Annotated in this window: 13 protein-coding genes and 1 pseudogene; 5 read left to right on the top strand and 9 right to left on the bottom strand. The window is 67.6% G+C overall.

Annotated elements, in window-relative coordinates; all coding sequences use genetic code 11:
• Positions 1-151 precede the first annotated feature (151 nt).
• The gene (locus tag ACIA49_RS29495) at positions 152-2,239 is read left to right on the top strand and encodes a DUF222 domain-containing protein (protein WP_396380817.1); all 2,088 of its coding nucleotides are present in this window, start codon (positions 152-154) and stop codon (positions 2,237-2,239) included.
• Positions 2,240-2,443: 204 nt separating this feature from the next.
• On the opposite strand, the gene ACIA49_RS29490 is transcribed toward ACIA49_RS29495, so the two are convergent.
• The 6 genes and pseudogenes from ACIA49_RS29490 to ACIA49_RS29465 form a co-directional block, all read right to left on the bottom strand.
• Positions 2,444-5,407, bottom strand: a complete 2,964-nt coding sequence (locus ACIA49_RS29490; protein WP_396380815.1) for a S8 family peptidase — start codon at positions 5,405-5,407, stop codon at positions 2,444-2,446.
• Positions 5,408-5,741: 334 nt separating this feature from the next.
• Complete coding sequence (locus ACIA49_RS29485) at positions 5,742-9,011, bottom strand: S8 family serine peptidase (protein ID WP_396380814.1); 3,270 nt, start codon at positions 9,009-9,011, stop codon at positions 5,742-5,744.
• A gap of 112 nt (positions 9,012-9,123) precedes the next feature.
• The gene (locus tag ACIA49_RS29480; protein WP_396380827.1) at positions 9,124-11,508 is read right to left on the bottom strand and encodes a S8 family serine peptidase; all 2,385 of its coding nucleotides are present in this window, start codon (positions 11,506-11,508) and stop codon (positions 9,124-9,126) included.
• Positions 11,469-12,536: pseudogene (locus tag ACIA49_RS29475) on the bottom strand (S8 family serine peptidase); the annotation flags it as partial. The pseudogene ACIA49_RS29475 and the gene ACIA49_RS29480, both read right to left, overlap by 40 nt.
• Positions 12,511-13,221: a transporter substrate-binding domain-containing protein gene (locus ACIA49_RS29470; protein WP_396380812.1), complete on the bottom strand. Its 711-nt coding sequence runs from the start codon at positions 13,219-13,221 to the stop codon at positions 12,511-12,513. The gene ACIA49_RS29470 and the pseudogene ACIA49_RS29475, both read right to left, overlap by 26 nt.
• Before the next feature lie 53 nt (positions 13,222-13,274).
• On the bottom strand, positions 13,275-14,141 hold the full coding sequence (locus tag ACIA49_RS29465) for a LysR family transcriptional regulator (RefSeq protein WP_396380811.1): 867 nt from the start codon (positions 14,139-14,141) through the stop codon (positions 13,275-13,277).
• Between the two features lie 131 nt (positions 14,142-14,272).
• Between ACIA49_RS29465 and ACIA49_RS29460 the strand changes: the two genes are divergently transcribed.
• From ACIA49_RS29460 to ACIA49_RS29450, 3 genes are all read left to right on the top strand, one after another.
• Positions 14,273-15,163 (top strand): SDR family oxidoreductase, encoded by an 891-nt coding sequence (locus tag ACIA49_RS29460; RefSeq protein WP_396380810.1) that lies wholly within the window; start codon positions 14,273-14,275, stop codon positions 15,161-15,163.
• Positions 15,164-15,237: 74 nt separating this feature from the next.
• A complete protein-coding gene (locus ACIA49_RS29455) occupies positions 15,238-16,509 on the top strand; it encodes a glycoside hydrolase family 18 protein (RefSeq protein WP_396380809.1) in 1,272 nt (423 codons plus the stop codon).
• Positions 16,510-17,181 carry a phosphotransferase gene (locus ACIA49_RS29450; protein WP_396380807.1) on the top strand — a complete coding sequence of 224 codons (672 nt, stop codon included), beginning with the start codon at positions 16,510-16,512 and terminating at the stop codon, positions 17,179-17,181.
• Here ACIA49_RS29450 and ACIA49_RS29445 read toward each other — a convergent pair.
• Complete coding sequence (locus ACIA49_RS29445; RefSeq protein WP_396380805.1) at positions 17,178-18,188, bottom strand: hypothetical protein; 1,011 nt, start codon at positions 18,186-18,188, stop codon at positions 17,178-17,180. The two genes, ACIA49_RS29450 and ACIA49_RS29445, sit on opposite strands and share 4 nt — an antisense overlap.
• Positions 18,189-18,279: 91 nt before the next feature.
• The gene (locus ACIA49_RS29440) at positions 18,280-18,576 is read right to left on the bottom strand and encodes a helix-turn-helix domain-containing protein (RefSeq protein WP_396380803.1); all 297 of its coding nucleotides are present in this window, start codon (positions 18,574-18,576) and stop codon (positions 18,280-18,282) included.
• Between ACIA49_RS29440 and ACIA49_RS29435 the strand changes: the two genes are divergently transcribed.
• The gene (locus ACIA49_RS29435) at positions 18,565-18,897 is read left to right on the top strand and encodes a cupin domain-containing protein (RefSeq protein WP_396380801.1); all 333 of its coding nucleotides are present in this window, start codon (positions 18,565-18,567) and stop codon (positions 18,895-18,897) included. The two genes, ACIA49_RS29440 and ACIA49_RS29435, sit on opposite strands and share 12 nt — an antisense overlap.
• Here the strand turns inward: ACIA49_RS29435 and ACIA49_RS29430 are convergent.
• Positions 18,894-19,880, bottom strand: coding sequence for a pirin family protein (locus ACIA49_RS29430; RefSeq protein WP_396380800.1), 987 nt, complete (start codon positions 19,878-19,880; stop codon positions 18,894-18,896). The two genes, ACIA49_RS29435 and ACIA49_RS29430, sit on opposite strands and share 4 nt — an antisense overlap.
• Positions 19,881-19,897: the final 17 nt, after the last annotated feature.

Raw genomic sequence — 19,897 nt, 5'->3', positions numbered from 1 at the left:
ACGCCGCGACCACTGAACCGTCACCCATGTCCTGACACACCAACTGTCACCGATGTCCTGATGCAGAACCGTCACCCATGTCCTGAGACATCACACTGTTTCAGGCACTCTCGATTTGGGGTATTCGAACACTTGTTCTACTGTTGTCTGCATGACCAGTCGATCGCTCTGCGCCACCACCGAGGAGCTGTACGCCGGCCACCTCGGCGCGCAGCCCGATCTGAACCCGCCACCCGAGCAATGGCCGGACTACCCCGACTCCTCACCCCCGTACGACCCCGACGACCCCGATGCGATCGTGGCTCTCAGCGCCGACGACCTGTTCGGCGAGCCCTACCAGGCCAACAAGGTCGACGACCTCGAATGGGAACTGTGGTCCGCCGTCGACCAGGACGAGGCCGAACGCGAGATGCTGCGCCGGTCCGCGCCCGCCTGGGTGTTCCTGCCCCCAGGCGGCGAACTCGCTACCGCACTCGAAGCGGTACGCCCGCAGACCGAAACCCCGATCGCGCTGATCGAGTTGATGAAAGCAGCCACACGCCTGGCCGCCTGGGCCGAATCGATGAAGGCAGGAGCGATGGCCACGTTCTTCCGCCAGCGCAAAGCCCAGTACGCCGACAACCCGCGGCCCGCCCAGATCGATCCCTCCGGCCGTCCGGTCGACCCGGAACGGTCCTGGGCCGCCGAGGTCGGCGCAGCCCTGCACCTGTCCGCAGACACCGCCGTCCAGCACATCGAGACCGCGCTGCACCTGACCGGCCCACTGTCGGCCACCAACACCGCACTACGATCCGGCGCCCTGTCCTGGTCCAAAGCCCTGTCGATCTCAGAAGCAACGCGCAACCTGCCCGACGAATCAGCACAAGCAGTCGAAGCCCACGTACTCCGGCACGCGCCATCCCAGACCCACGCCAACCTGCGCAGATCCCTGCGCCGCCAAGTCGCCAAACACACCGCCGCCGAACAAGCCGACGAACACCGCGACGCCGTCCGCGAGCGCACCTGCAAAATCGTCCCCCTGGCAGGCGGCATGGCCGGCCTCTGGATCGTCCACACCGCCGACAAGATCCAGCAAATGTGGGTCGCCGTCCAAGCCATCGCAGACCTCTCCAAACGCCCCACCACCAGCAGCGGCGCCAGGCCCAGCAGCGACGCCAGCACCGACGCACAGCCCGGCACCGACACCAGCCCTACCAGCAACCCCAGGCCCACCACCGACCCCGAGCCCGCCACGGACATCAGCCCCACCACCGCCTTCGAGCCCGCCACGGATCGAAGCGCGCCCAGCCAGGCCGACACCACTCCCGATCACAAGCCCGACCCAGCCCCCGACACACCTGGCGTGAATACGACGCCAGACACCGACAGCAGCAGTACCACCAGCAGTGCCATGAGCACGGACACAGGTGCGGGCACCGGCAGTGACATGGGCACGGGCACAGACGCCGACACACTGACCGATGATGCCCTGGGCAACCATTCCGAACCGGCCACCCCGAACACCGCACCCGGACAGCAACCACGCCCACGCGACGAACGCACCGCACCACAACGCCGAGCCGACGCCGTCACCGACCTGTTCGAGCACATCCTCCACAACGGACTCGACTGGCTAGGACGCCGACTACCCGACCAGCACAAAAGACGCCCACACATCGAAGTAGTCATCCCAGCCAGCACCCTGCTCGGCCTGGACAACGACCCCTGCGAACTCACCGGCTACGGACCCATCCCCGCCGACCTCGGCCGCCGCATCGCCGCCAACGGCACCTGGCGCCGCCTCCTCACCGACCCCATCAACGGCACCGTCCTCGAAGCCTCAACCACCCGCCACGACCCCGGCACACTCGTCAGCGAAACCCTCCTCGCCCGACACCCCGTCTGCGCCTGGCCCGGCTGCAACCGCACCTCCCGCGAATGCGACCGCGACCACGGCACCCGCTTCGCCGTCTCCGGAACAACAAGCCTCGCCGGCCTCGCGCCCTACTGCCAGTACCACCACGTCATCAAAGACACCCCCGCCTGGGGCTGGCACACCCAAAACCACCCCGACGGATCAATCACCCTCACCACCCCCACCGGCCACCGCTACACCACCGTCCCACCCGCCCGCGGCCCAATCCACCACCAACAACACCAACACACGCAGCACCCTCAGGCCGACAACTCGACACAACGACCGCCAGGTGCGTCAGAACCGGCAGACCGCATCAGCTCATCGGATCCGCCACCATTCTGACGATGCACGCCCCCAGCCCGCCGCCGTACCAGCTAGGGACGCCCAGTGAACAAGGCCGGATTACCTTGCCTATGGCATCTACTTTGAGATGCCATAGGCAAGACTTGCGACTCGGTTGCGCTGGGCTGAGGCAACAAGTGGCCGGCAGAGGCGGCATCTTCTGGGCAGCGGCCGCCGAGAGGCAGAGGCGGCGGCTGCGTCGGACTACTTCAAGTGGTAGGCGGAGATGACTGATTGGTCGGTGGTGTTGCCGGCTTGGTCGGTGAGGTGGGCTCGGAGCGAGACCGTAGGCCCGGCCGGCGTACTGAAGGTGGCTGTATAGCCCGTTGGGGTCTTGCGGATCTTCGCGGCCGTCCAGGTGGTGCCGTTGTCGCCGGAGACCTCGACCTTGAGGGACTTCAGGGACTTGGCACCGTCCACCACGACCGGGAGTTCGGTGACCGCCGTTCGGGGAGTCTGGTTCTCGCGATCGACCTTCGGCTGGAAACGGACGGTGCTGATCGGCAGGTCCGTCCGGGTGGTGGTGGCGGCCGAGGTGAAGGTTGCCGTCAGGTCGACCTTGGTGGCGAAGCCAGTGGCCGCTTGGGTGCCCGACGTCACGAACTTGTACGTCGACTTCTCCGCCGGCAACCCGTCGACGATGATCGAGCCGAACGATTCGTTGCTGGTCGCCACCTGCACGCCGTTGCGGTAAAGGGTGTTGCTGACCGTGTCCGAGCCGCTGTAGCTGGCGTGTCCGTCGGCGTCGCCGTGACTCATGATGAACACGCCGAGGCGGCCACCTTCGCGGGTCGCCTGGAGGACGCGTGGTCCGAACGCCGCCGCGTTCCAGCGCACGTCATAGGTCCGGCCGGCCCGGTAGCGCACCGGAGTGGCGTCCTGCAGGGCGCCGACCCCGTCCATCGGCTGTTCTACTCCCGACAACCAGCCGCTGGGCAGATCGTCGTAGTAGTAATGGATCGGCCGCGTGTTGTCGAAGGGGATGACCGACGAGAGACTGATTCCGCCGGTCTCTGCCCAGTTCACGACGCCGATCTTGCGTCCGGCCGGTCCGTTCACCGTTATGTCGACGACGGCCAGATCACTCTTCCGCACGGTGCGTTGGTAGCCGGTGACGAACTCGCCCGGCTGAGTCCGCGCCAGCGTGTACATGTACGGCGAGTTCTCGAAGGGAACCGGGCCGTCGCCCCGAACACCCCACAGCGAAGTCACATGCCCCGTCATCTCGGCAGGAGTCAGCTTCGGTCCGGTGCTCAGGGTGTAGAGACCGTTCGCGGTGCTCGCCGAGGAGTACCCCTCGACGGCAGGGTTCTTCGACCGACGGAAGTAGCCGGCCTGCGAGTCCACCTCGCTCGCCCCGCTCTCGGGCGCGGTCAAGGTGATCGGTTCGGCCTTGCGGGCATCGAGAACAACGGTCCGGTCCGCGTCGGTCTTGACGCTGGGCGCGACGAGCTTGAGACCGATCCAATCATCGGGCGCCTGCTCGAACTCCTGGTAGTCGTCGATCAGGTACTCCCCCTTCGGCAGCCTGAGCTTCAGGGTGCCGTCGGTGTCGTGCCACGTCAGCTTGCCGGTGCCGATGTCGAAGAGCGCGACACTGTAGTCGGACGGTGCTCCGTCCCGGGCGATCGTCTGCACGGTCACGGTGTGCGACTCGATCTCCTTCTCGACACCCACCGGTACGACGACCGTCTGCCCGCCGCCGGTCGCGGTGATGCGGCCGGAGTAGAAGCCATCCGGACCGTCGTGATTGGTGTTCGAGGTGACCTGAACAGCAGCGGTGCCACCCGCCGGCACCGTGACCGTGTTAGCGCTGAGCGCCAACGCACTCGCCGGAGCCGGGCTCCCACCCGGTGCGTTGTCCGACGTTGCGAGGTTCAGCGTGACAGCCGCATCGCCAAGGTTGCGGAAGGTCAACGGCTTGGTCACCGGCTCGTCGTCGGTGTGCGGGTACGACGCCAGCCCGAACGACAAACTGCCTTCCGCAGCGATCACATTCTGCTTGATCGCCGTCGTCAGATTGATCCGGCCAGCACCCTGCTGGAACGTCGTCTGATCGCCAGCCACCTTCGCCGAACCCATCAACGCACTCTTCAGCTCAGCCGCCTTCCACGACGGATGCTCCTGCGCCAGCAACGCCGCTGCGCCGGCAGTGTGCGGCGTCGCCATCGACGTACCCGACAACCGCAGGTACTTGTCGCCCACCGGCTCACCGATGCTCGAATCCTTCGACTTCGCCGCAACAATGTCCACACCCGGCGCAGTCACATCAGGCTTCACCGCGCTGTCACCAATCCGCGGCCCACGGCTGGAGAACTCGGCCAGCGCATCCTGCCGGTCGACCGCACCGACGGTCAGCGCGGCATCCGCACTGCCCGGTGACTCGACCGTCCGGTCGCCGTCCCCACTGTTGCCGGCGGCAATGACAAACAGTGCGCCCGTCTCCGCCGTCAGCCGGTTGACGGCCTCCTCGATCGGGTCGATCTCCGGAGTGTCCGTACCACCGAGGCTGAGGTTGACGACGTTGGCCTTGACCTCCTTGGTCGCCCACTCCATTCCGGCTAGCAGGTCGGACTCGTAACAGCCTTCGAGCATGCACACCTTGGCGTCGTACAGCTTCGCATCGGGTGCTACACCCTTGTACTTCCCACCCGACGCAGCACCGGTACCGGCAATCGTCGACGCGACATGAGTGCCGTGCCCCACGAGATCCTCAGCAGCCTCGGTGGTGAAGTTCTTCTCGCCCGCGACCTGCGTCGAAAGGTCCGGATGCGTCGCATCGATCCCGGAGTCCAGTACGGCGACCGATACCCCCTTGCCCGTATAACCCGCAGCCCACGCATCCGGACCACCGATCTGCGGCACCGACTGGTCGAGCGTGATGTGCCGCTTACCGTCCAGCCAGATCTTGCCCGACGCCGTAGCCAGGAACGAACCCGCCTTCGACTTGTCCACCTCCACAGCCGCACCATTGATCGACGACAACTGCCGCGTGACTTTGGCACCAGCCGGCACGACGCGCTTCGCCTTGCCCTGATACGTCGTCAGCACCGGAATCACCTTCGACGACGCATCGTCGTACCCGGCCTTGATCAATCCGGTGATATCGAACAGCCGGTCGTCCAGCCGCCCGTCGCCGACGGCCTTGATCGCATCGGACGGGATCACGTACGAGTGATCCTTGGTTCGATAGGTCTGGAAGCGAATGCGCTCTCGCCCCGCACCACGCGCAATGGACAGCTTCGCCGGATCACCACCGTGCAGTACTACGCGGTCGCCGGTGATCAGCGTGACCTGTGTGTCTCTTCCAGCAGAGGGAACTTTCCCAGCAGGGGCTGACGACTCAGCTGCCTGTGCATGCACCGCGGACAAAGCGAGACCCGCGATCACCAGTGCGGCGATCGCGGGTCTCGTTCTCGAACTTCGAGCCATCGAAGGCCCTCCCAGGTCTAGGTCAAGTGACGTCCCGAAGACGGATCGACCCGGACCTGGGGTTGCATGCTCAGCGAATCTTGTAGGCGTTCACCACCGACTGCGTGGTGTTGTTGCCGGCCTGGTCCGTCACCGACGCCCGCAGCGAAACCCCAGCACCAGCAGGCGTTTCGAAGACCGCGACGAAGCCCGGGCCGGCGCGATGCACCTTCGCGGCCTTCCACGTCGTACCGCCGTCACCCGACACCTCGACCGTCAGATCCTTGACCTGCGAGGCTTTCACGCCGTCGACGGCGACCGGCAGCGCCGTCACCTTGGTGCGGGTGGCGAGGTTCTGGCCGTCGACCTTCGGCTGGACCCGAACGGTGTTGATCGGGCTACTGGTGAAGGTGGGCGTGGCCACCGAGGTGAAGGTGGCGGTCACGTCGACCTTGGTGGCGAACGGCGAGACCGACTGGGTCCCGGTAGTGACGACCTTGTACGTCGCCTTCTCCGCTGGCTGCCCGCTCGCTTCGACCGATCCGAAGCGGTTGGAGGTCGCGATCTGCTCACCGTTGCGGGTGAGGACGGTGCTCGCCGAATCGGTCCGGATGTATCCGGCGGCACCGCTCGCGTCACCGAAGTTGCCGAGGGAGACACCGACGCTGTCCTGGTACCGCAGCACGCCGCCCTCGGGACCGAACGCCGCCGCGTTCCGCACCTCGTGATAGGTACGGCCGGCGCGGTAGGACTTGAGGTCCCCGTTGAGCTCCCACCTGCCCTGCAGCTCCTCCTCGGTGCCCGCTTCCTCGAGGCGCGAGCTCCATCCGGCTGCCGCGTCGACGTAGTACCGGATCGACCGCGGGGTGTCGAGGTAGATCGCGCGGGCTCCGGACCAGCTGACCCCTTCCTGTGACGGGAAGAGGAGGGCGATCGCCCGCCGGTCGCTGCTGGCGTTCACCTGGGTGTCGATCACGGCCAGGTCCTTCGACCGCACCGTGCGGTGGTATCCGGTCGGGAACTCACCCGGCAGCCGATCGGCCAGCGCGTAGAGGTACGGCGAGTTGAAGAAGAAGCCTTCCGGGCCCCGGACACCCCACTGCGTGGCGACGTGCCCGACCATCTCGGTCTCCGGCAGCTTGGGACCAGCGGTCCAGGTGTAGAAGGTGTCAGGGCCGAAGCTGCCCGCCTCCACGCCGTACGACGCGTTCGTCCCGGGCCTGGTCCGGTCGAAACCGATGCTCGAGGTCGCCTGCTCGGCCCCGGCCCGCGGCGCGTCCGTGTGCACGACCTTGGCCTTGCGGGCGTCGAGGACAACGGTCCGGTCGGTGTCCAGCTGGACCTGCGGGTTGACCAGCTCGAAGAAGATCCAGTCCTCCTCGCCTCGCTCGAACTCCGAGAACTGGTGCACCAGATACTCGCCCTTGGGGAGCTTGACCTTGACCGAGCCGTCGGCGTCAAGGTCGTACGAGCTCAGCTCGCCGGTGTCGACGCTGTAGACGCTGATCGAGTAGTCCGACGGCTTGCCGTTGTTCGCGATCGCCTGCACGGTCAGCGTGTGCGACTCGATCTCCTTCTCGACACCGACCGGTACGACGACCGTCTGGCCACCGCCCGTGGCCGTGATGCGGCCGGAGTAGAGGCCATCGGGCCCGCTGTTCTTGGTGTTCGAGGTGACCTGAACAGCAGCGGTTCCACCGGCAGGAACCGTGACCGTGGTGGCGCTCAGCGCCAGCGCATCGGCCGGAGCCGCTGCACCCGTGCCGTCGTTGAACGTCGTCGCGAGGTTCAGCGTGACAGCCGCATCGCCGAGGTTGCGGAAGGTCAGCGGCTTCGTGACCGGCTCGTCGTCGGTGTGCGGGTACGACGCCAGCCCGAACGACAAGCTGCTTTCCGCAGCGATCACGTTCTGCTTGATCGCCGTCGTCAGATTGATCCGGCCAGCGCCCTGCTGGAACGTCGTCTGATCGCCAGCCACCTTGGCCGAACCCATCAACGCACTCTTCAGCTCAGCCGCCTTCCACGACGGGTGCTCCTGCGCCAGCACCGCTGCCGCGCCGGCGGTGTGCGGCGTGGCCATCGACGTACCGGACAGGCGCAGGTACTTGTCGCCGACCGGCTCACCGATGTTCGAGTCCTTCGACTTCGCCGCGACGATGTCCACGCCGGGCGCAGTCACGTCAGGCTTTACCGCGCTGTCACCGAGGCGGGGACCGGCGCTGGAGAAGTAAGCGAGCGCGTCCTGCTTGTCGACGGCGCCGACGGTCAGGGCCGCGTCCGCACTTCCGGGCGACTCGATCGTCCGGTCGCCGGTCCCGCTGTTGCCGGCCGCGACCACGAACAGTGCGCCGGTCTCCGCGGTCAGCCGGTTGACGGCCTCCTCGATCGGGTCGATCTCCGGGGTGTCCGTACCACCGAGGCTGAAGTTGATGATCTTCGCCTTGACGTCCTTGGCGGCCCACTCCATCCCGGCCAGCATGTCGGACTCGTAACAGCCCTCCTGGACGCAGATCTTGCCGTCGTACAACTTCGCGTCCGGCGCCACACCCTTGTACTTGCCGCCCGACGCTGCACCGGTGCCGGCGATCGTCGACGCGACGTGCGTCCCGTGACCGACAATGTCATCGGCCGACTCGGTGGTGAAGTTCTTCTCCCCGGCAACCTGCGTCGAAAGGTCCGGATGCGTCGCATCGATTCCGGAGTCCAGTACGGCGACCGACACGCCCTTGCCCGTATAACCAGCAGCCCACGCGTCCGGACCACCGATCTGCGGCACCGACTGGTCGAGCGTGATGTGCCGCTTACCGTCCAGCCAGATCTTCCCCGACGCCGTAGCCAGGAACGAACCTGCCTTGGCCTTGTCCACCTCAACCGCTGCGCCGTTGATCGACGCCAACTGCCGCGTCACCTTCGCACCAGCCGGTACGACGCGCTTCGCCTTGCCCTGATAGGTCGCCAGCACCGGGATCACCTTCGACGACGCATCGTCGTACCCGGCCTTGATCAGTTCGGTGACGTCGAACAGCCGCCGGTCGAGCCGCCCCGAGCCGACGTCCTTGACCACGTCGGCCGGGATCACGTACGAGTGATCCTTGGTCCGCTGGGCCTGGAAACCGATGCCTTCGCGGCCGGGACCTGCCTGGACGGTCTGCTTGGCCGGGTCGCCGCCGCGCAGGAGCACCCGGTCACCGGTGATGAGGGTGACCTGGACGTCTTTTCCAGCAAGCGCCGGCTTCGCGGCCGACGGAGCCGGCGGAGCAGCCGACGGCGCGGCCAGGGCCTGGCCGCTCAAACCTGTCAACGCAAGACCCGCAACCGCCAGTACGGCGATCGCAGGCCTCGTTCTCGAACTCTGAGTCACGACGGGATCCTCCCCAGAAGTTTGATGGTTCTGCGGGACAGAAACGCACCGAACCGCGCCCGGGGTTGCCAGTCCGGGGCTATTCGACCTGGATCGAATAGCCCCGGACCCCTCACCTCAGCGGATAGGCGCCGATCGTGGTCTGATCGGTAATGTTGCCCTGGGCATCTACTACGTGAGCCTTCAGCGAGATCGTCTTGGCACCCTTCGGGGTGGCGAAGACCGCCCGGTGCCCGACGACCGGGGCCGGATGCCAAGTCTTGCCGTCGTCGCCGGAGACCTGCAGTTCGACCTTCTTGACCGCGGGTACGGCACTGTTCGGCTGCGCGACCAGAGAGAACGGCAGCACCGTCACCGGAGTGCGGTCGACGACGTTGAACTTGTCGACCTTCGGTTGGTAGGCGACGCCGACCATAGGCAGCGGCGTCTCGGTCGTGGTCGCCGCCGACGAGAACGTCCAGCTCAGGTCGGTCCTGGTGGTGAACGCCGCCACCGACGGCCGCGTCATCGACGTCTGGAGCGTGTACGTCGACTTGCCGGTCGGCAGGTCCGCGACCGAGATCTCACCGAAGAACGGTGTCTCGGCGATGACCTTGCCGTCGCGGAGCAGCTTGCTCGACTCGCTGTCGGTCTTGGTGGCGCCCCGGTTGCCGTCGGCGTCCCGCAGGCTGTCGACGCGCAGCGTCAGCTCGTTCCCGGTCCGGACGGCGGCCTTCGGTCCTGGGGTGAAGACAGCCGCGTTGGACCGCTCCTGGTACTTCTGGCCGGCCCGGTACTGCCGGTCCGGCGACAGCAGCGTGGTGAAGATCTCCGGGAACGGGTTGTTCGGGTCCGGATTCGGCAGGAACTCGCGGCTCATGCTGCTCCAGCGGGCCGTCCGGGCGTCGACCAGCACCTTGATCGCGGCCGGCTGGTCGTACTGCAGGCCGATCGCCGAGTCGGCGACCGAGGAGAACACAGCCCGATCGAGGGGGCGGTCGCTGGCCGCATTGATCCGGAAGTTGATCTCGGCCAGGTCCCTCGGCTGCACGTCCCGGGTGAATCCGGTGGGGATGAACCCGGGGAAACTGTTGGCCTGCGCATACAGGTACGGCGAGTTGGTGAAGTGCTCGTCCGGCCCCGGCTCGCCCCACTGGGACTCGACGTACCCGGTCAGTTCGTCCGGCGGCACCGCCGGCCCCAGCTGCGCACTGAACACGCCGTCGAAGCTGAACGCCAGGGCCGAGTAGTTGAAGGGCTCGTCCTGCCCCGGCAGGCTCCGCAGGTAGCCGATCAGGCCGATGGCGACCTTCGCCTCGGGCTTCGGCACGGTCACCTTGACCGGCTGGGCGATCCTGGTGTCGAAGTTGACGCTGGTGTCCTTGGTCAGCTGCAGCTTCGGCTGCACCAGCAAGTACGTCAGGTAGTTGTCCGGGGCGTTCGGGTCGTTCAGGTACAGCTCGCCTTGCAGGTGGTAGGCGCCCTTGGGCAGCCGCAGCGTCACCTCGTTCTCGTCGTTCCCGAAGAATTCGAACGTGTTGCCGTCGAGGCCGAGGTACATCCCGTACGGCGCGGTCGGCTGACCGTCGGGACCGGTCGCGGTGAGCTTGAGCGCGTAGCTCTCGACCTCCTTGGTGAGACCGATCCCGGTGACCACGGAGGCGTCGCCCGCGGTGGCGACAACGCGGCCGGAGTACGCGCCGTCCGGCCCGGAGTGCTTGGTGTTCGAGATCGCCTGCACCGAGGCCGTACCGCCGGCCGGAACCGTCACGGTGCTCGAACTCAGCTGTAGCGCGCCGGCCGGAGCCGCGTTCCCGGCCGGGTCGGTCAGCGTCGCGGCCAGATTCAACGTGACGGGCTGGTCGCCCAGGTTCCGGTACGTGAGCGGCTTGGTGATCGGCTCGTCGTCGTTGTGCGGCCAGACCGCGGTCCCGAACGACAGGTTGCCCGGGTCACTGACCACGGTTTGCTTGATGCCCTTGGCGACATCGATGCGGCCGGCGCCCTGCTGGAAGGTGGACCGACCGGCGGCCGGCTTCGCGGAACCGGTGATTGCCGCCTTCAGCTCGGGGGCCTTCCACTCCGGGTGCTCCTGCGCCAGGATCGCGACCGCGCCGGCCGTGTGCGGCGTGGCCATCGACGTACCGCTGAGCTGTAGGTACTTGTCGCCAACCGGAGTCCCGATCGTGGCGGCCTTGGACCGGGCGGCCACGATGTCGACACCGGGCGCCGTGACGTCCGGCTTGACCGCGCCGTCACCGACGCGCGGTCCGACGCTGGAGAAGTCGGCCAGCTGGTCCTGCTTGTCGACCGCACCGACGGTCAGCGCGGCATCCGCACTCCCCGGCGAATCAACGGTACCGGCTCTGGGCCCTTCGTTGCCTGCAGCAACGACAAGAGGGTGCCTGTCTCGGCCGTCAGCCGGTTGACGGCTTCTTCGACCGGGTCGATCTCCGGAGTGTCGGTGCCACCGATACTGAAGTTCACGACGGACGCCTTGACCTCGGTCGCGGCCCACTCCAGGCCGGCGATCAGGTCCGAAGAGGCGCACCCGAACACCTCGCACACCTTGCCGTCGTACAGCTTGGCATCCGGTGCGACCCCCTTGTACTTGCCGCCCGAAGCCGCGCCGGTGCCCGCGATGGTCGAGGCCACGTGGGTGCCGTGCCCGACGATGTCCTCGGGTGGCTCGGAGGTGAAGTTCTTCGCGCCCACGACCTGGGTCGCCAGGTCGGGGTGGGTCGCGTCGATGCCGGTGTCCAGTACGGCGACCTTGACGCCCTTACCGGTGTAGCCGGCCTGCCAGGCGATCGGTGCACCGATCTGCGGCACCGACTTGTCCAGCGCGACCTCACTCCTGCTGTCCAGCCAGATCTTCTCGATGGCTGTCGCGGACCGCGTCGTACCGGCTGCCGCCACGAAGTCCTGGCCCTTGGGGATGCTGAGCGCCGCACCGTTGACGACCGGCAGCTGGCGGGTCACCGTCACCCCCGGTACGGCGGCCCGGGTCTTGGCTTGAGCTGTATACGTGACGATCAGGGGGATCGCAGTGGTCGATTTGTCGTCGTACTTGGCCTTGATCAGGCCGGTGACGTCGAACAGCGCGCGGTCCAGCCGGCCACTGGTCAACTGCTCGCGGACGTCGGACGGAACGACGTACAGGTGTTCCTTCGCCCGGTAGCTGCTGAAGGCGATACCGCGGCGATTCGCCCGCGGCTCGACGGTGGTCTTGCCGTCGCTGTGGACGGTGACGCGGTCGCCGGTGACGAGCGTGACCTGTACGTCGTGCTGGGTCTTGGACTTGGTGTGGGTGGTGATCGGGTTCGGGCGGATCTGAACGGCCGAAGCCTGGGACAGGCCGGACAGGGCGATTCCCAGGGCTGCGATCGAAGCGACGGCGGCAACACCACGGCGCCTCGATCGCGGTGCGGATGCAACCACGATGAGTCCCCTCCCTCTAGGGTTGCCCACACCCTGCCTGCCGGTCGCAGGAATCCCCCGCGATGGCAGGAACCTGCAATCAGGCCGGCGGCGCCACCTGCGCATCCCCCTGGCCGGCAGCCTGCAGTGAGGCGGCGATGAAGCCGGTGGACTTGAGGTCCTCGACGAAGGACTGCAGGTAGGCGACGGTCTCGGGCTGCCGGGCCTTGGTGGTACCGACGGCCTGCTGGATCTGCATGAACCGCTCGTCGATGAGTCGCGTCTCCGGGTGCTCGGCGACGAAGGCGGTGATCGGCTGGCGGATACCGGCCGCCACCTCGAGCTTCTCGGCTTCGAAGACGGCGGTCCCTTCCTCGCCACGCACGACGGTCGCCTGTTGCAGAGTCCGCGTCAGATACAGGTCGTACGCCGAACCCTGCTTCACGCCGATCCGCACACCCGGCTGATCGACATCCTCCACGGTGCGCAGCTGCGACTCGGCCGGTACGGCGAAGACGCCCTCGATCACCACGTACGGCGCGGTGAACGCGACCTCGTCCGCGCGGGCCGGGTCGATCGCGAGGAAGCAGAGATCGGCCTGGCCGGTGGTCATCGCCTCGAAGGACTTGCGAGCCGCGTCGAAGCAGACCAGCTCGAGCGGTACGTCGAGGCGCCGCGCGAGCTCGCGCGCGATGTCGACGGTCACCCCGCCCGGTTCGTCGGGAGTGCCCTGCGCGAGGACGGGGTTCCCGAGGTTGATCGAGGCTCGCAATACGCCGGTCGGCGCGAGGTCGGCACGCACATTCGTCATACCCGCGACCCTAGCGACGTACCGGCTGTTCGTCCGACGACTGCGGGATCCGGTCAGTCGACGTGGCGCAGCAGTGCTTCAGCGTGCTTGCGGAAGTCTGTGACGAGCCGGCGGCAGTCACCGGCCCGGGTGGCCAGTACGACGTGCGCGGGCGCGACGCCGACAAGCGGGATCCGCACCAGGTCGGGCCGCATCCGGGCGCTGAAGCCAGGCACGATCGCCACGATCTGACCGGCCGCGACCAGCTCCAGCTTGTCGTCGATCGTCGCGATCTGCGGACCGTCCGGTGCCGGGCGTCCGTCGGGACGAGGATCGATCCGCCAGAAGGCGTCCCACTCCGGCTCCGGGAAGCGCGGCAACGGCTCGTCCGCGAAGTCGTCCAGGGTCACGAACTCGCGATCGGCCAGCCGGTGGTCGAGCGGGACCAGGAGCATCCGGGGCTCGTCGTACAGGACCGTGACGTGCAGCTGGTCGGTCGCGAACGGGAGGCGCGCGACCACCGCGTCGACCCGATGGTCGAGAAGCGCTTGGCGCGGCTCGTTCCAGTCCAGGTGGATGCTCCGGACGTCGGCCTCCGGATGACTGCGTCGCAGCTCGCGCGTGACCGGGGTGACGATCAGGCTGGTCGCGTAGCCGATGGTGATCCGGTCGGGCTCGGCAGCGGCCCGAGTGCTCGCGGCCGCCTCCGTCGCCGACCGCAGCAGGGCCTTGGCGCGCGGCAGAAACACCTCGCCGGCCTCGGTCAGCCGACTGCCGCGCGGCGTCCGGTCCAGCAGCCGGGCACCTAATAGTTGCTCAAGGCCACGAATCTGCCGGCTCAGCGAGGGCTGCGTCACGTGCAGTTCGACGGCGGCCCGGCCGAAGTGCCCGTGGGCGGCTACGACGGTGAAGTAGCGCACCAGCCGGAGATCGAGATCCATGCCCCGAGTGTAGGCCTGACCTGCAGTCATGCCTGAGACGTATTGCGCCATACGAAACAAGCTTTGGATTCCGCGGCTGGACCGAGCCAACGATGGACAGCGTTCCACCCAGACTTTTCGAGGAGTTTCCGATGCGTGTTTTCGTCACTGGTGCGACCGGTTTCGTGGGGTCCGCCGTGGTTCCGGAGTTGATCGACGCCGGCCACCAGGTTGTCGGTCTGGCTCGGTCCGACACAGGGGCCGCCGCGGTCACGGCCGCCGGGGCCGAGGTCCAGCGCGGCTCACTGGCCGATCTCGATGTTCTGCGAACCGCGGCAGCGAGGGCCGACGCGGTCATCCACACCGCGTTCGTGCACGACTTCAGCAATTGGGCGGCCGCGGTCGCGACCGACCAGGCTGCGATCACCGCGATCGGCGACGCACTCGCCGGCTCCGAACGGCCGTTCGTCGTCACCTCTGCGACCGGGCTGGTCCGAGGTGACGGCATCGCGCTCGAGAGCAGCCCGGCCAATCCCGATGTACCGACCGCACTGCGCCACGGCTCGGAGGCCCTCGCATTGGCGTACGCCGATCGCGGCGTCCGCGTCTCGGTCCTGCGCCTGTCCCCCTCGGTCCACGGCGAGGGCGACCCGAACTTCATCCGCGGCGTCATCGACACCGCCCGGCAGCACGGCACTTCGGCGTACGTCGGCACTGGCGCGAACTGCTGGGCCGCAGTACACCGCAGTGATGCCGCACGCCTCTACCGCCTGGCCCTCACGGCTCCCGCCGGATCACGCCTGCACGCCGTCGGCGAGGAGGCCGTCCCGTTCCGCGAGATCGCCGAGGTGATCGGGCGACAGCTCGACGTACCGGTCGTCTCGCTCGCATCGGACCAGGCCGCCGAGCATTTCGGCTGGCTGGCCGGCTTCGCCGCGCACGACGTACGGGCCTCCAGCGCGGCCACTCGAGAGCTGCTGGACTGGCATCCGAGCGGTCCCGGCCTGATCGCGGATCTGGAGAAGGGGCACTACTTTTCATAGGGACATTGTGTAAATCGTTGGAGCCGCCTTACTGTGAGCCCAACTTGTCCCTTGACCGCCCGTTGGGGAGTCAGATGAAGCGTCGAAGTATTGGACTGTTGGTGGCCGCGGCCACCGTGCTGGCGGGAAGTACCGCCGTACCGGCCGAAGCGCATGGCGACAGTCAGCGTGTGGTGGGGTATTACACGCAGTGGAGTGGTTACGACCGGAACTTCCTGGTCAGTGACCTGGTGAAGAACGGGGCGGCCGCCCGGCTGACCCACATCAACTATGCGTTCGGGTTCGTCGACGAGCAGGGCAACTGCTACAGCAGCGACCCGTGGGCCGATTTCCAGCGGCCGTTCAGTGCCGAGCAGAGCGTGAGCGGCGTCGCCGACCAGCCTGGTCAGGTGCTGAACGGCAACCTGAACCAGCTCAAGGAGCTGAAGAAGAAGTTCCCGAAGCTGCGGATCAGCATCTCGCTCGGCGGCTGGACGGGTTCGAAGTACTTCTCGAACGCCGCCCTGCCTGCCGTTCGGGCCGCGCACGTGAAGTCCTGCACGGACATGTGGATCAAGGGCAACCTGCCTGGTCTGCCGGCCGGTGCCGCGAAGGGCATCTTCGACGGCATCGACCTGGACTGGGAGTGGCCGTCCAGCCCCGGCAACGACGGCAACGTGATCCGGCCCGAAGACAAGGTGAACTTCACCGGGCTCGTGCACGAGTACCGCACGCAGCTCGACAAACTGTCGTGGCCGTTCAAGGGCCGCTACAACCTGACCGCGTTCCTCCCGGCGGACCCGGCTCAGGTCGACCGGGGGTTCGAGGTCAAGAAGATCTTCAAGGACCTCACGTTCGGCACCCTCCAGGGGTACGACTACCACGGCTCCTGGGACCCGCAGACCAACCAGCAGTCCTCCGTCGACGGGCCGAAGGGTGACCCGACGGCGACCGAGTTCAGCTCCCAGGTGACGGTGGACGCCTACCTGGCCCGCAAGGCGCCGCGGAGCAAGCTGGTGCTGGGCGTGCCGTTCTACTCGCGCGGCTGGACCGGCGTCACGAACGCCAACAACGGCCTCTTCCAGAACGCCACCGGCCCCGCGCCGGCGACGTACGAGGCCGGCTACGAGGACTACCGGATCCTGAAGATGAAGCTCGCGTCGTACACGATCCACCGCGACAACAAGGCCGGCTTCGCCTGGCTGTTCGACGGGACCACGTTCTGGACCTGGGACGACCCGATCGAGATGAAGCGCAAGGCCCAGTACATCTCGCAGCGCAACCTCGGCGGCGCGATGATCTGGTCACTCGACGGTGACACAACAAATGGGGAGCTGATCTCGGCGTTGCACCGTAACCTTCGCTGAGTGGATCTTCAGCAAGTGATGGACCGGTTCGGCGCGTCCAGCGCCGAACCGGTTGTCGTCGGGATGTCGGGAGCGGCCGTCGTGCAGCTCGAGCGGGCGGGCGAACGCCTCTACTACAAGACCGGCGACGGCCCGATCGCCGCCGCGATCAGCGACGAGGCGGATCGGATGGAGTGGCTCGGCTCGACCGGCTTCCCCTGCCCGAAGGTCGTTGACCGAGGCAACAACTGGATGCTGACCACCGCACTCCCCGGCCGCGACGCCTCCGCCGACTGGCCCGCGGCGGACCGCCCGGCCGTGATCGCCGCCCTCGCCGAAGGCCTGCGACTGATGGACTCCCTGTCCGGCTGTCCCTTCACCTCGCCCTTCCCCGGCGTCGCGGAGTCGGTGACCCATGGCGACTACTGCGCACCGAACGTCTTCGTCGATCCCGAGACCCTGCGGTTCTGCGGCATCCTCGACGTCGGCCGGCTCGGCATGGGCGATCGGTACGCCGACCTCGGGCTGATGTACAAGAGCCTGTCGAACGGGCTGAATCCGCAGTACGGCCTGGTCCCCGCGGCCCGCTCCTTCGTCACCCAGTACGGCGGCGATCCGGACGATCCGCGGATCCCGTACTACATCGGTCTCGACGACTCCGACAGCTTCTGGGCGAACGCGCGGAACGGCTAGTTGCAGGTCCAGCGGACCGGCGTTCGCAGGCCGCGGGCAAAGTCGGTGCCATAGACCTTCAGGTCTCCGGTCACCACGGTGGCGGCGCCGCCACTGACGGCCGGGTCCTCGACGGGCAGGCGCTGCGGTCCGCGATCGATGTCGACGAGCTGCAGGTTGTACCGATCTCCCAGCAGGACCATGGTTCTGATCGAGTTGACGGCAATGTCGCGCACCGGACCGGTCGCGGCGACCGCCACCTCGTCGTAGGTCGGGTAGCCGAAGAAGACCCACGGGCGCCCGGCCACGTCGGCGGCGATCTGCCCGTTGAAGATGGCCTTGGCCGAACTGCCGGTCTGGTTGACCCGGTCGATGGCACCCGCCGCGGACCAGCGCACCGTCTCCTGCTGCCGCAGGTGGGCGTTCGGGACATCCCAGTCCTCGGCGGTCCCGGCGACCGTGCCGTCGAAATCGATGTCGGCCGCCTTGACGTTGTTGAATCCGGTCGGGGCGCTCAGGACCCGGACCTGGTTGTTCGCGGACCAGACGACGGCCCGGGTGTTCCAGCCGTCCGCGTCGTAGGCGGTCCCGGCGATCACGCCCGAGTCATTGATCGCCTCCGCGGTCGCACCGGCGAACCCGGCCGGCGTGGGCAACGCCGTACGGACGCCTTGCCGCCACCGCCAGCCCTGCCAGCCGTCGCCGGCCGGTGCGTTGCCGATGACGTCGCCGTTGTAGCCGGCGCCGGTCGGAACGGACGCGTCGAGCGGGCCGAGGTCGGCCGGCTGGTCGCCGGTCCAGCGGACCAGGCGGTAGCGGCCGCTCGCGTCCTCGGACCGGCCGACCTGGTAGCGGCCACCGGGATCGCCCGCGTCGACGGTGGTGCCGATCGAGCCGGGCAAGGTCGGCAACAGATCACGCGCGCAGTCGGGCACGGTGGCGGCACTCGAACCGCCCGCTGCGAGAACGGTCGACGCGAGGAGGGTGACGGCTCCGGTGAACAACGAAAGCAGAGGTTTGATGCGCATCGGCCCATCGTGTCCGGCTGCGAGGGGTACGACGGTCCGCGTGGGGAAAGCGGCAAGGACCTCTACGGTCTCGGGGACAGATTGGTCCAGCTCAGTTCGCCGGACGGAACGCGCGGCGGTAGGCGCTGGGCGTCGTACCGACGGCGGCGTGGAAGCGGCGGCGGAGGTTGGTGGCCGACGACAGGCCGGTACGGATCGCGATGGTCTCCACCGGGAGGTCGGTTTCCTCCAGCAGGGCTCGCGTCCTGGCGATCCGCTGGACGAGCAGCCACTGGCCGGGCGCCGTACCGAGCTGGTCGGCGAAGCGGCGGGCCAGGGTTCGCGGCGAGAGGTGGAGCCGGGCGGCGAGGTCGTCGACGGTGAGGGGCTCGGCGAGGTGGTCGGCCACCCAGTCCAGGAGCGAACCGAGCGACTCCCCGGGTCTCCCGATGTTCCTGCGCGCGAACTCTTTCCCGGCATCCGGCTGCGGACGCTGTGGAAGGGTGGCGTCGCCTCGGCACACCTCCTCGAGATGGACCCGGACTCGTCCTGGGACGGCATCGACGTCCACGATCCCGGACCCGAGGAGGTGTTCGTGGTCTCCGGCGTCTTCAACGACGGCGTCCGCGACTATCCGGCTGGCTCGTTCATCCACGCACCGGCCGGATCGTCGCACGTCCCTCAGTCGGCCGAGGGGTGCACGCTGTTCCTCTTCTACCCGGAGGGCTAGTTGGTACTGCGGAGCTCGGTCGGCGCACCGTGCACGGCGGGGATCGAACCGAGCTTGCCGGCCTGGAAGTCCTCGAACGCCTGGATCACCTCGGCGCGGGTGTTCATCACGAACGGACCGGCCATCGCGATCGGCTCGCGGATCGGACGACCGCCGATGATCAGTACGTCGAGGTTCGGCTCCGCCTGCGGTTGCGTCGTCGCGGCCGCCGTACGGATGGTGTCACCGGGACCGAAGACCGCCAACTGTCCCTTGCGGAACGGACGACGCTCGGCGCCGACCGTGCCTTGACCGGCCAGCACGTAGACGAGCGCGTTGTAGTCCGGCTGCCACGGGATCACGAGCTCGGCGCCCGGGCTGACGGTCGCGTGCACAAGCGTGATCGGGCTGTACGTCGAACCCGGGCCGTCGTGGCCGTCGACCGAGCCGGCGATGACGCGGAGCAGTGAGCCACCGTCGTGGGTGGAGAGCAGCGCGGAGTCGCCACCGCGGATGTCCTGGTAGCGCGGGGCGGCCCACTTCTGCGCCTTCGGCAGGTTGACCCACAGCTGCACGCCATGGAACAGACCGCCACTCGTAACGAGGTGCTCCGGCGGAGTCTCGATGTGCAGGAGGCCTGAGCCGGCTGTCATCCACTGGGTGTCGCCGTTGGAGATGACACCGCCGCCACCCTGGGAGTCCTGGTGCTCCATGATCCCGTCGAGCATGTAGGTGACCGTCTCGAATCCACGGTGCGGGTGCCACGGGGTGCCCTTGGGCTCACCCGGTGCGTACTCCACCTCGCCCATCTGGTCCATGTGGATGAACGGGTCCAGATCCTTCAGATCGACGCCCGCGAAGGCACGCCGTACCGGGAAGCCCTCGCCCTCGTAGCCGCTCGGCGCGGTGGTCACGGACTTGACCGCCCGCTCCCGCGCGACGGCCGGGTCCGGCTGGTGAATGCGGGGCAGCACGGTGATGTCGCTGACGGTCACGGCGGGCATGGCGTTCTCCTCCTGGC

The sequence above is a fragment of the Kribbella sp. NPDC051587 genome (assembly GCF_044453945.1).
GTDB lineage: Bacteria > Actinomycetota > Actinomycetes > Propionibacteriales > Kribbellaceae > Kribbella.
This window is presented reverse-complemented; position numbering and strand designations above follow the sequence as displayed.

What these genes read in the sequence shown, in the direction of transcription:
- ACIA49_RS29495 (WP_396380817.1), top strand. Translation starts at nt 152, where the DNA reads ATGACCAGTCGATCGCTCTGCGCCACCACCGAGGAGCTGTACGCCGGC.
- ACIA49_RS29445 (WP_396380805.1), bottom strand. Translation starts at nt 18,188, where the DNA reads ATGCGCATCAAACCTCTGCTTTCGTTGTTCACCGGAGCCGTCACCCTC.
- ACIA49_RS29460 (WP_396380810.1), top strand. Translation starts at nt 14,273, where the DNA reads ATGCGTGTTTTCGTCACTGGTGCGACCGGTTTCGTGGGGTCCGCCGTG.
- ACIA49_RS29465 (WP_396380811.1), bottom strand. Translation starts at nt 14,141, where the DNA reads ATGGATCTCGATCTCCGGCTGGTGCGCTACTTCACCGTCGTAGCCGCC.
- ACIA49_RS29455 (WP_396380809.1), top strand. Translation starts at nt 15,238, where the DNA reads ATGAAGCGTCGAAGTATTGGACTGTTGGTGGCCGCGGCCACCGTGCTG.
- ACIA49_RS29430 (WP_396380800.1), bottom strand. Translation starts at nt 19,880, where the DNA reads ATGCCCGCCGTGACCGTCAGCGACATCACCGTGCTGCCCCGCATTCAC.
- ACIA49_RS29470 (WP_396380812.1), bottom strand. Translation starts at nt 13,221, where the DNA reads ATGACGAATGTGCGTGCCGACCTCGCGCCGACCGGCGTATTGCGAGCC.